The organism is Streptococcus oralis (assembly GCF_001578945.1).
Lineage (GTDB): Bacteria > Bacillota > Bacilli > Lactobacillales > Streptococcaceae > Streptococcus > Streptococcus oralis_Q.
Map to the genome: position 1 here is coordinate 183,062 of NZ_KQ969551.1, position 10,310 is coordinate 193,371.

Below are 10,310 nucleotides of genomic sequence, written 5' to 3' on the forward strand. Positions count from 1 at the left end.
GTGACTGGTAGTCTTTCTATCTATGCTATCGTTCGCCTCGGGGCATCAACCGTCAGTGTCTTTGGTAATCTTGGAACAGTTTTGACCATTCTAGCTGGGGCTCTTATCCTCCACGAACCAATTTATAGTTACCATGTGATAGGAGCTGCTCTGATTATTGCTGGAATTTTAGGCATGAATCTGATGAGAAAAAAGTAAAGATTGCTTAGCAGTCTTTTTCTTCATCTAGATTATGCAGAAAATTCAAAATTTTTAATGAGATTAAGTTTGGAAGACGATGATTTTAATATAGCATGATAAAATAGATAAAAAGAATGATATTAGGGTAAAGAGGAGAGAGTGTAATAATGAAGCAAAATGATGTAGTTGAAGCAATTGCTTTTTATAACAGGGAACCCGAGATGTTGGAACGTCACCTTATAGCAGTCGTAGATTGTGATTTGGTTGTTTATCATCGTCCTGGAAACGCCAGTAAAGGGCATATTATTTTTTATCATGGAGCTTGTGGACGTAGTCAGATGTGGGCCCACCAGTATGATGCTTTTGATGGATTTGACCTTTACTTTGTAAATGTTAGAGGGCAGGGTGAATCACCTATGAAAGTTGGTCTACCCGACTTGGAAGGCGCTGTTCAAGATGTAGATGCCATTTTGTCCTATTTCAAGTTGGATAAGGTGATATTGGTTGGTCATTCTTGGGGAGGAAATCCACTTCAAGAGTATAGTTATCGCCATCCAGAAAGAGTCCTAGCTTTGGTCATGGTGGATAGTTGGGGACAGCACCGTTACTTGTCTGAGAAAGAAAGAGGTCGAATCAAATATAGTTCTCTTATGTACAAGACGATTCCTTGGAAGGTGATTGCTGATAAAAACTCAAAAATGTGTAGTGATAACCCTATCACAAGAGAATTGGTCAAGACGGCCATCATAGAAACTGGGCGAGATGTTTTCTTGAGCCTTGGAATCACAGGCTTCTTGGCAGTCCATGAGATAGAAGGATATAAAGGAAATCCTCCCATGCTTTTAGTAAGAGGAGAAAACGATTTTCCCAAACACCTAAAAATAATCTATGATGGTATCATTGCTCTAAATCCCAATGCGCGTCAAGTAACGATTTCAGATAGCAAACACCAACCGATGAATGACCATCCTGAAGAGTTTAATCAGATAGTTGGTGAATTTTTTGAAGAAGTAGTAAGGACCTATCCAACTTGTGAAAATCCTTGGAACGTGATAAAATAAAGGATAGAAATAGATACAGGAGACAAGATGAACTACTTTAATGTTGGAAAAATCGTTAATACGCAAGGTTTGCAGGGTGAGATGCGTGTCTTGTCTGTGACGGATTTTGCCGAGGAACGTTTTAAAAAAGGAGCAGAGCTGTCTTTATTCGATGAAAAAGATCAGTTTGTCCAAACAGTGACCATTGCTAGCCACCGTAAACAGAAGAACTTTGACATCATTAAATTCAAAGATATGTACCATATCAATGCGATTGAGAAGTACAAGGGTTATAGTCTCAAGGTTGCTGAGGAAGATTTGAACGACCTAGACGATGGGGAATTCTACTATCACGAGATTATTGGTTTAGATGTTTACGAGGGTGATAACTTGATTGGAACCATTAAGGAAATCCTGCAACCAGGTGCTAACGATGTCTGGGTGATCAAGCGAAAAGGTAAGCGTGATTTGCTGCTACCTTACATACCACCAGTAGTTCTCAATGTCGATATTTCAAACAACCGGGTTGATGTGGACATCTTAGAAGGATTAGATGATGAAGATTGATATTTTAACCCTCTTTCCTGAGATGTTTTCTCCATTGGAACACTCGATCGTTGGAAAGGCTCGAGAAAAAGGGCTCTTGGATATCCAGTATCATAATTTCAGAGAATACGCTGAAAAGGCTCGTCATGTTGACGATGAGCCTTACGGAGGCGGTCAGGGGATGTTGCTCCGAGCTCAACCTATCTTTGATGCCTTTGATGCCATTGAGAAGAAAAATCCCCGTGTCATACTTCTTGATCCTGCTGGGAAACAGTTCGATCAGGCTTACGCTGAAGATTTGGCTCAGGAAGAGGAACTGATCTTTATCTGTGGTCACTATGAAGGGTATGACGAGCGTATCAAAACCTTGGTAACTGATGAGATTTCCCTAGGAGATTATGTCTTGACTGGTGGTGAATTGGCGGCTATGACTATGATTGATGCGACCGTTCGCTTGATTCCAGAAGTGATTGGCAAGGAGTCTAGTCACCAGGACGATAGCTTTTCTTCGGGATTGCTCGAATATCCCCAATACACCCGCCCTTATGACTATCGAGGCATGGTCGTGCCAGATGTGCTCATGAGTGGGCACCATGAAAAGATTCGCCAGTGGCGACTTTATGAGAGTTTAAAGAAAACCTACGAGCGCAGACCAGATTTGCTAGAAAACTATCAACTAACAGTAGAAGAAGAAAAAATGTTAGCTGAAATCAAAGAAAACAAAGAATAAAGGAGAACCTTATGCAAGTAATCAAACGTAACGGAGAAGTTGCAGACTTTGATCCAGATAAAATCTACCAAGCTGTCCTAAAAGCAGCTCAGACGGTTTATGTTTTGACAGATGACCTACGTCAAAACCTAGCTCAAGTCACTAAAAAAGTAGTCTTGGACTTGGAAGAAGCAAAAGTGGAACGTGCGACCATTAGCATGATCCAATCAATGGTTGAAAATCGTTTATTGGGGGCAGGATATATCACCATCGCAGAACACTACATTTCTTACCGCTTACAACGCGATTTGGAGAGAAGTGGTTACGGAGACCATATCGCAGTTCACCTTCATTTTGAACAAATCCGTTAAGAAAAAGAGTGGGATGAAAAGCATCTCACTCTTTCTTAAATCTATTTTTCTGAGCTCTCTGGACAGTAGATGGGACAAAGCGTAGCCTTTTGATATCAGGGATTCGGATGATACGTGTCACATTTTTTGTAAAATTTTTAACAACAATCTGTTGACGACTGGCATCATATTTGACAATATCACCAGTGAAGCTCGTTTCAGCTAGTATGACATGAACAGCAGCCTCTTTCTGGATAGCTTGTTCAATTGTAGCAATAAGGGAGTCGTTTTCAGAATGATCTCGTTCATCATATCCCCTGAGAAAGTCTTGTATTTTATCTAAGACTTGCTTGAATGTGTATCTCATAGGTTTCTCCCCCTCTTATATATCCATATTATATAAAATTTTCCTAAAATCTACAAGATTTTACGAATAAACTATAGAAAGCATATCACATAAAGGAGTTAAAATGGCAGAATTTACATTTGAAATTGAAGAACACTTACTGACCCTGTCTGAAAATGACAAAGGATGGACCAAGGAATTGAACCGAGTCAGCTTTAATGGCGCTCCAGCAAAGTTTGATATTCGGACTTGGAGTCCTGACCATACCAAAATGGGAAAAGGAATCACCCTTACAAATGAAGAATTTCAAGTAATGGTGGATGCCTTTAAAGGAAATCAGTAAAAGGATATTGAGTTTTTGACTCAATATCCTTTTTGGGTTAAATTGAGAAGTATGCTTGTCCCCTAAGTCGTTGTAATAGTGGACGACCAATGAAACTAATGGCAATGATTTTACCAAGATCAGGGAGTATAAAAGGAAGGACACCAACAGCGAGTGCCTTATCAAATGGCATACCAGCAAGGAAGTGGAGGCTGAGCATACCTCCGACAAAGACGAGGGAATCACCCAAGAGGTTGGCTAGGAAAATGCGAATATAGCCACTATTTTGATGGATGAGATAAGATGTAAGTCCGGCATAGACAAGGTCGAACCATAGATAACCTGCACTTGGACCGACTAAAGCGTGAAATCCAGCACCTCCCCCTGCAAAGACAGGTAGACCAATAGCACCCAGCAGGAGATAGAGAGCTACAGATAGAACGGCTTCCCTAGGTCTAAAAACAGTTGCAATCAGACCGATCGCAAAGTTTTGCAGAGTGAAGGGTACTGGACCGATAGGGAGACTGATTTGTGCCAATACGGCGATGAGAGCAGCACCGACAGCAGGAATAGCATAGATATGAGCTTTTTTCAAAACTGTTAACCTCTTTTTTAAATTATAGTAACTATTATACTGATTAGGAAGAAAAAGTCAACCTATATTCATAATTGGACAACAATTTTGTAACAGCCGATTCTGCATCTTGAATTGTCAAATTAAGTGCACATTTTCTTCATAGAAAACTTCATAAGGTGTTTTCCAGTTGAGACATTTTTGTGGCCTATTATTAAGTTTGTTCTCCCGCAGCTGAATGGTTTGATCATCAATTAATGTTAGATCACTACCTTTTGGAAAATATTCTCTTAGCAGTCCATTCGTATTCTCATTAGTCCCTCGTTGCCATGGAGTATGAGGGTCAGGGAAATAGACTTCAATTTCTGATGATTCGTGAATTCTTTTCCTCTATCTGGAGTGATGGTTTCTTTCGGCAGGGGCTCCAACATTTGTACCATAGCCTCTATGACAAGTTTGCTTTTCTTGGTGGCTATCAAGGGTTCATGAAGTTGTATCCACAAACCAAAACGCCTATCAAATCAAGCAAACTATATCCCTTGACAGAAGAAGATAAGGCCTATAACAGAGTCTTATCTTCACACCGTATCAAGGTGGAGAATGTGTTTGCAAAAGTGAAAGTAGTTAAAATTTTTTCAACCACTTACCGTAATCGTAAGAAACGGTTTGGTTTACGTATGAATCTTATTGCTGGTATTATTAATTTTGAAACTAAATTATGATTTCGCAGGAAGTTTAATAAATCACTATCAGTCTTTTTTTCATGATAGGCTTAGATTGTGATATAATAGATGAGAATGAGTTTTTAGAACAAACTAAAGGAGAATATAAATGATCTATGCAGGAATCCTAGCCGGTGGAACTGGCACACGCATGGGAATCAGTAATTTACCAAAACAATTCTTGGAGTTGGGTGATCGACCTATTTTGATCCATACTATCGAAAAATTTGTTTTGGAACCAAGTATTGAAAAAATTGTAGTTGGAGTTCATGGAGACTGGGTGTCACACGCTGAGGACCTAGTTGACAAGTATCTTTCTCTTCACAAGGATCGCATCATCATTACCAAGGGTGGTGCGGATCGCAATACCAGTATCGAGAAGATTATAGAAGCTATTGATGCCTACCGTCCAATCACTCCAGAAGATATCGTGATTACGCATGACTCTGTTCGTCCCTTTATCACACTTCGCATGATCCAAGACAATATCAAACTAGCGCAAAACCATGATGCGGTTGACACAGTAGTAGAAGCGGTTGATACCATTGTTGAAAGTACAAATGGTCAGTTTATCACGGATATTCCAAATCGTGCTCACCTCTATCAAGGTCAAACACCTCAGACTTTCCGTTGCAAGGATTTCATGGATTTGTATGGTTCCCTATCTGACCAAGAAAAGGAAATCCTGACGGATGCATGTAAGATTTTTGTTATCAAAGGGAAAGACGTTGCCCTAGCTAAAGGAGAATATTCAAACCTTAAAATCACAACTGTGACAGACTTGAAAATTGCGAAAAGCATGATTGAGAAAGACTAAGGCTATGATTAATCAAATTTATCAACTGACCAAACCAAAGTTTATCAATGTAAAATACCAAGAAGAGGACATTGATCAGGAGAACCATATCCTTATTCGTCCAAATTATATGGCGGTTTGTCATGCAGATCAACGTTATTATCAAGGGAAACGCGATCCAAAGATATTGGCTAAAAAGCTTCCTATGGCGATGATACACGAGTCTTGTGGTACTGTTATTTCAGATCCAACTGGGACTTATGAAGTCGGTCAAAAGGTAGTTATGATTCCCAATCAACCGCCTATGCAGAGTGACAAGGAATTCTACGAGAACTACATGACAGGGACCTACTTCCTATCTAGTGGTTATGATGGCTTTATGCGAGAATTTGTCTCTCTTCCCAAAGACCGAGTTGTTTCTTATAATGACATTGAAGATACAGTTGCTGCCATTACCGAGTTTGTGAGTGTAGGTATGCATGCTATGGATCGATTCCTGCATCTTGCCCACAGCAAGCGAGAGCGCATAGCTGTTATCGGAGATGGTAGTTTGGCTTTTGTGGTTGCCAATATTATCAATTACACTCTACCAGAAGCAGAGATTATCGTGATTGGCCGTCATTGGGAAAAATTGGAGCTCTTCTCTTTTGCAAAAGAGTGCTACATTACTGATAATATCCCAGAGGATTTGACCTTTGATCATGGATTTGAGTGTTGCGGTGGTGATGGTACAGGTCCGGCTATTAATGATTTGATTCGTTATATTCGCCCACAAGGAACGATCCTCATGATGGGAGTGAGTGAATACAAGGTCAATATCAATACACGAGATGCCTTAGAAAAAGGCTTGCTCTTGGTTGGTTCATCTCGCTCAGGACGCATTGATTTTGAGAAGGCCATCCAGATGATGGAAGTCAAGAAGTTTGCGAATCGTTTGAAAAATATCCTTTATATCGAAGAACCAGTGAGAGAAATCAAGGACATTCACCGTGTTTTTGCCACCGACCTAAATACTGCTTTTAAAACAGTATTTAAGTGGGAAGTGTAGGAGATGGAGGCTAATTGTGGAGAAACTCATTAGAGAAAAAATATCTTCTTTGCTATCTGATGAAGAGGAAGTCCTTAGTGTTGAACAGCTAGGCGGTATGACCAATCAGAATTATTTAGTTAAAACAACCTTCAAACCCTATATTGTTAAGTTCTTCGGAAAAGGAACTGAAAAGCTCATCAATCGTCAAGATGAGAAATACAATCTTGAATTGTTGAAAGACTTGAATCTTGATGTCAAGAATTATCTCTTTGATATAGAGTCAGGAATTAAGGTCAATGAGTACATCGAATCAGCAGTAACTCTTGATTCAACATCAATCAAGTCCAAGTTTAAAAAGATTTCACCAATTTTACAAACCATTCATGCTTCAGGAAAAGAGCTAAGAGGAGAGTTTGCTCCATTTGAGGAAATCAGAAAATATGAATCCTTGATTGAGGGAGCTATTCCTTACGCCAACTATGAAGCCGTGAGAAAAGAAGTATTTTCACTAGAGAAAAGATTGGCTGACTTAGGTATTGACAAAAAGTCTTGTCATATCGATTTGGTACCAGAAAATTTCATCGAATCACCACAAGGACGCATGTATTTGATTGACTGGGAATACTCTTCTATGAATGACCCAATGTGGGATTTGGCAGCTCTCTTTTTGGAGTCTGAATTTACAAAGCAAGAGGAAGAAAACTTCCTTTCCTACTATGAGAGTGACAAAACTCCAGTATCTCGCGAGAAGATTCGAATCTATAAAATCTTACAAGATACCATCTGGAGTTTGTGGACAGTGTATAAAGAAGCTCAAGGAGCTGATTTTGGAGATTACGGTGTCAATCGTTACCAAAGAGCTGTCGAAGGTTTGACTTATTATGGAGGTTAGGATGAAGAATAAAAATGGTGTTTCTTTTGGTCTGCTCTCTGGTATCTTCTGGGGGCTAGGTCTGACAATTAGTTCTTATATCTTTTCGATTTTTACCAATCTTTCACCTTTTGTAGTGGCTGCTGCCCATGATTTCTTGAGTATCTTTATTCTATTAGCTTTTCTTCTGGTAAAAGAAGGAAAAGTTCGGCTCTCTATTTTCTTAAATATTCGAAATGTCAGTGTTATTATCGGAGCCTTGCTAGCTGGACCTATTGGTATGCAGGCCAATCTTTACGCGGTTAAGTATATCGGTAGTTCTCTAGCTTCATCCGTATCGGCTATTTACCCAGCGATTTCTGTTTTGCTCGCCTTCTTTATTTTGAAACACAAGGTATCTAAGAATACTGTGTTTGGTATTCTGTTGATTATCGCTGGTATTATTGCCCAGACTTACAAAGTTGAGCAGGTTAATTCTTTTTATATCGGAATTCTTTGTGCATTAGTTTGTGCCATCGCTTGGGGAAGTGAGAGTGTTCTTAGTTCCTACGCCATGGAAAGTGAATTAAGTGAAATTGAAGCCTTACTAATCCGTCAAGTAACTTCATTCTTGTCCTATCTTGTTATTGTGCTCTTTTCTCATCATTCATTTGCAGAAGTAGCAGATGGACAATTGCTGGGTTTGATGTTAGTCTTTGCAGCATGTAATATGATTTCTTACTTAGCTTACTATATTGCTATCAATCGTCTGCAACCAGCAAAAGCAACAGGATTGAACGTAAGTTATGTCGTATGGACGGTATTGTTCTCAGCAATGCTTTTAGGTACGCCACTCGATATGGTGACCATTATTACATCGCTTGTTGTCATGGCTGGTGTTTATATTATTATTAAAGAATAAAGGAGATTCGTGTGAAAGCAATTATTTTAGCAGCGGGCTTAGGAACTCGTCTGCGCCCTATGACTGAAAATACCCCAAAAGCTTTGGTCAAGGTTAATCAAAAACCTTTGGTAGAATACCAAATTGAATTTTTGAAAGAGCGAGGAATTGATGAGATTATCATTGTTGTCGGTTACCTCAAAGAACAATTTGACTACCTAAAAGAAAAATATGGTGTTCGTTTAGTCTTTAACGACAAGTATGCTGATTACAATAACTTTTACTCACTTTATCTCGTTAAAGAAGACTTGGCAAATAGCTATGTCATTGATGCAGATAACTATCTTTTTAAAAATATGTTTAGAAACAATCTTAAACGTTCAACCTATTTCAGTGTTTATCGTGAAGACTGTGAGAATGAATGGTTCTTGGTTTATGGTGATGACTATAAAGTTCAAGACATCATCGTTGATAGCAAGGCTGGCCGTATTTTGAGTGGGGTTTCATTCTGGGATGCTCCAACTGCAGAAAAGATTGTTGGCTTTATTGACAAAGCCTATGCAAGCGGTGAATTTGTTGATCTCTATTGGGACAACATGGTTAAAGACAACATCAAAGAATTAGATGTCTATGTCGAAGAATTAGAAGAAAATAGCATCTATGAAATTGATAGTGTAAAAGATTACCAAAAATTAGAAGAAATTTTATCGTCTATTAACTAACGACATTTGGGATTTCCTCTTAGCGAAAAGACTTGCTCTATGATATAATAGTTTCATGATTACAACAGTACCTATTAAGAACGAAAAAGATATTGCAGTACCAGGGAAAACAGTCCTTGTACTAGGTTATTTTGATGGCATCCACAAGGGGCATCAGAAACTTTTTGAAGTGGCCAGTAAGGCTTCTATGAAGGATTATCTGCCAGTTGTCGTGATGACCTTTACAGAGTCGCCAAAACTTGCCTTGCAGCCTTACCAACCTGAGCTCATGCTCCATATCGTCAATCACGAAGAGCGGGAGCACAAGATGAAGTGGCATGGGGTAGAGGCTCTTTTCTTACTTGACTTTAGTAGCAAATTTGCTAGTTTAACGGGTCAAGAATTCTTTGATACCTATATTAAGGCTTTAAAACCAGCTATCATTGTGGCAGGATTTGACTATACCTTTGGCTCAGATAAGAAAACCGCAGATGATTTGAAGGATTATTTTGATGGAGAAATCATCATCGTCCCTCCGGTTGAGGATGAAAAGGGCAAGATTAGTTCTACTCGAATTCGTCGAGCTATCCTAGATGGTGATGTCAAGGAAGTCAATCATCTCCTTGGCACCCCGCTCCCTTCTCGTGGAATGGTCGTTCATGGAAATGCTCGTGGACGTACTATCGGTTATCCAACGGCCAATCTGGTCCTAAGAGATCAAACCTATATGCCAGCAGACGGTGTTTACGTAGTTGATGTTGAAGTGCAACGTCAGAGCTATCGTGGCATGGCAAGTGTTGGCAAAAATGTTACCTTTGATGGGGAGGAACCGCGCTTTGAAGTCAATATTTTCGACTTTTCAGATGATATTTATGGTGAAACAGTGATTGTCTACTGGTTAGACCGTGTACGCGATATGGTCAAATTTGACTCCGTAGAGGAACTGGTAGATCAACTCCAGAAAGACGAAGAGATTGCTCGGAATTGGAAGGATGAGGTTTCTGTTGTCTAATAGATCAAAGAAAAACTGGAGTATAGAAATATCTGGGAAGACGAAGAGAAGAGCTTCTTCAACATACACGCAACATTGATTAGGGTGGCACTCTTGCAACGATTATTTTAAGATAGAAGCCGAGGGAGATGATGGAAGAAAAGGTTCAAAAGTCAATAAAATATGAAGGTAGCCTATTTTTATCATTTTGCAGAAGCCGAAGGTAAATGACTATTTTTAACATAAAACTCT

General features: G+C 39.4%; 14 protein-coding genes and 2 pseudogenes. 13 read left to right on the forward strand and 3 right to left on the reverse strand.

The window, feature by feature from the left end:
• From SORDD16_RS11635 to SORDD16_RS03595, 5 genes are all read left to right on the forward strand, one after another.
• On the forward strand, nt 1–198 hold a 198-nt coding region (locus SORDD16_RS11635), incomplete at its 5' end, for an EamA family transporter (protein WP_241733962.1).
• Nucleotides 199–347: 149 nt separating this feature from the next.
• The gene (locus SORDD16_RS03580; RefSeq protein ID WP_061452407.1) at nt 348–1,241 is read left to right on the forward strand and encodes an alpha/beta fold hydrolase; all 894 of its coding nucleotides are present in this window, start codon (nt 348–350) and stop codon (nt 1,239–1,241) included.
• A 27-nt stretch (nt 1,242–1,268) separates the two neighbouring features.
• A complete protein-coding gene (gene rimM / locus SORDD16_RS03585) occupies nt 1,269–1,787 on the forward strand; it encodes a ribosome maturation factor RimM (RefSeq protein WP_061452408.1) in 519 nt (172 codons plus the stop codon).
• Nucleotides 1,777–2,496 carry a tRNA (guanosine(37)-N1)-methyltransferase TrmD gene (gene trmD, locus SORDD16_RS03590; RefSeq protein WP_061452409.1) on the forward strand — a complete coding sequence of 240 codons (720 nt, stop codon included), beginning with the start codon at nt 1,777–1,779 and terminating at the stop codon, nt 2,494–2,496. Before rimM ends, trmD begins: the two co-directional genes overlap by 11 nt.
• 11 nt (nt 2,497–2,507) lie before the next feature.
• A complete protein-coding gene (locus SORDD16_RS03595) occupies nt 2,508–2,846 on the forward strand; it encodes an ATP cone domain-containing protein (protein WP_001196053.1) in 339 nt (112 codons plus the stop codon).
• A 25-nt stretch (nt 2,847–2,871) separates the two neighbouring features.
• Here SORDD16_RS03595 and SORDD16_RS03600 read toward each other — a convergent pair whose 3' ends face one another.
• Complete coding sequence (locus SORDD16_RS03600) at nt 2,872–3,192, reverse strand: hypothetical protein (protein ID WP_061452410.1); 321 nt, start codon at nt 3,190–3,192, stop codon at nt 2,872–2,874.
• Between the two features lie 103 nt (nt 3,193–3,295).
• Here SORDD16_RS03600 and SORDD16_RS03605 point away from each other — a divergent pair, with 103 nt between their 5' ends.
• Nucleotides 3,296–3,514 (forward strand): YdbC family protein, encoded by a 219-nt coding sequence (locus SORDD16_RS03605; protein ID WP_061452411.1) that lies wholly within the window; start codon nt 3,296–3,298, stop codon nt 3,512–3,514.
• Between the two features lie 37 nt (nt 3,515–3,551).
• Here SORDD16_RS03605 and SORDD16_RS03610 read toward each other — a convergent pair whose 3' ends face one another.
• Together SORDD16_RS03610 and SORDD16_RS10545 are read right to left on the reverse strand one after the other, a co-directional pair.
• Nucleotides 3,552–4,088 (reverse strand): biotin transporter BioY, encoded by a 537-nt coding sequence (locus tag SORDD16_RS03610; RefSeq protein ID WP_061452412.1) that lies wholly within the window; start codon nt 4,086–4,088, stop codon nt 3,552–3,554.
• A gap of 117 nt (nt 4,089–4,205) precedes the next feature.
• A pseudogene (locus tag SORDD16_RS10545) lies at nt 4,206–4,543 on the reverse strand (IS30 family transposase); the annotation flags it as partial.
• Between SORDD16_RS10545 and SORDD16_RS03615 the strand changes: the two are divergent.
• From SORDD16_RS03615 to SORDD16_RS03645, 7 genes and pseudogenes are all read left to right on the forward strand, one after another.
• Nucleotides 4,538–4,789 (forward strand): annotated as a pseudogene (locus SORDD16_RS03615) (transposase); the annotation flags it as partial. The pseudogenes SORDD16_RS10545 and SORDD16_RS03615 overlap by 6 nt on opposite strands.
• A 109-nt stretch (nt 4,790–4,898) precedes the next feature.
• Nucleotides 4,899–5,606: an IspD/TarI family cytidylyltransferase gene (locus tag SORDD16_RS03620; protein ID WP_000638514.1), complete on the forward strand. Its 708-nt coding sequence runs from the start codon at nt 4,899–4,901 to the stop codon at nt 5,604–5,606.
• Between the two features lie 4 nt (nt 5,607–5,610).
• A complete protein-coding gene (locus SORDD16_RS03625) occupies nt 5,611–6,633 on the forward strand; it encodes a ribitol-5-phosphate dehydrogenase (RefSeq protein WP_061452413.1) in 1,023 nt (340 codons plus the stop codon).
• Nucleotides 6,634–6,649: 16 nt separating this feature from the next.
• Nucleotides 6,650–7,507 carry a phosphotransferase family protein gene (locus SORDD16_RS03630; RefSeq protein ID WP_061452414.1) on the forward strand — a complete coding sequence of 286 codons (858 nt, stop codon included), beginning with the start codon at nt 6,650–6,652 and terminating at the stop codon, nt 7,505–7,507.
• A gap of 1 nt (nt 7,508) precedes the next feature.
• Nucleotides 7,509–8,387 carry a DMT family transporter gene (locus SORDD16_RS03635; RefSeq protein ID WP_061452415.1) on the forward strand — a complete coding sequence of 293 codons (879 nt, stop codon included), beginning with the start codon at nt 7,509–7,511 and terminating at the stop codon, nt 8,385–8,387.
• Nucleotides 8,388–8,398: 11 nt separating this feature from the next.
• Nucleotides 8,399–9,088: a sugar phosphate nucleotidyltransferase gene (locus SORDD16_RS03640; RefSeq protein WP_061452416.1), complete on the forward strand. Its 690-nt coding sequence runs from the start codon at nt 8,399–8,401 to the stop codon at nt 9,086–9,088.
• 55 nt (nt 9,089–9,143) lie between these two features.
• Nucleotides 9,144–10,079, forward strand: coding sequence for a bifunctional riboflavin kinase/FAD synthetase (locus tag SORDD16_RS03645; protein WP_061452417.1), 936 nt, complete (start codon nt 9,144–9,146; stop codon nt 10,077–10,079).
• Nucleotides 10,080–10,310: the final 231 nt, after the last annotated feature.

Excerpts from the sequence above, each read along its gene's own strand:
- SORDD16_RS03620 (WP_000638514.1), top strand. The coding sequence starts at position 4,899 with ATGATCTATGCAGGAATCCTAGCCGGTGGAACTGGCACACGCATGGGA.
- rimM (WP_061452408.1), top strand. The coding sequence starts at position 1,269 with ATGAACTACTTTAATGTTGGAAAAATCGTTAATACGCAAGGTTTGCAG.
- SORDD16_RS03605 (WP_061452411.1), top strand. The coding sequence starts at position 3,296 with ATGGCAGAATTTACATTTGAAATTGAAGAACACTTACTGACCCTGTCT.
- SORDD16_RS03645 (WP_061452417.1), top strand. The coding sequence starts at position 9,144 with ATGATTACAACAGTACCTATTAAGAACGAAAAAGATATTGCAGTACCA.
- SORDD16_RS03580 (WP_061452407.1), top strand. The coding sequence starts at position 348 with ATGAAGCAAAATGATGTAGTTGAAGCAATTGCTTTTTATAACAGGGAA.
- SORDD16_RS03635 (WP_061452415.1), top strand. The coding sequence starts at position 7,509 with ATGAAGAATAAAAATGGTGTTTCTTTTGGTCTGCTCTCTGGTATCTTC.
- SORDD16_RS03595 (WP_001196053.1), top strand. The coding sequence starts at position 2,508 with ATGCAAGTAATCAAACGTAACGGAGAAGTTGCAGACTTTGATCCAGAT.
- SORDD16_RS03625 (WP_061452413.1), top strand. The coding sequence starts at position 5,611 with ATGATTAATCAAATTTATCAACTGACCAAACCAAAGTTTATCAATGTA.
- SORDD16_RS03600 (WP_061452410.1), bottom strand. The coding sequence starts at position 3,192 with ATGAGATACACATTCAAGCAAGTCTTAGATAAAATACAAGACTTTCTC.
- trmD (WP_061452409.1), top strand. The coding sequence starts at position 1,777 with ATGAAGATTGATATTTTAACCCTCTTTCCTGAGATGTTTTCTCCATTG.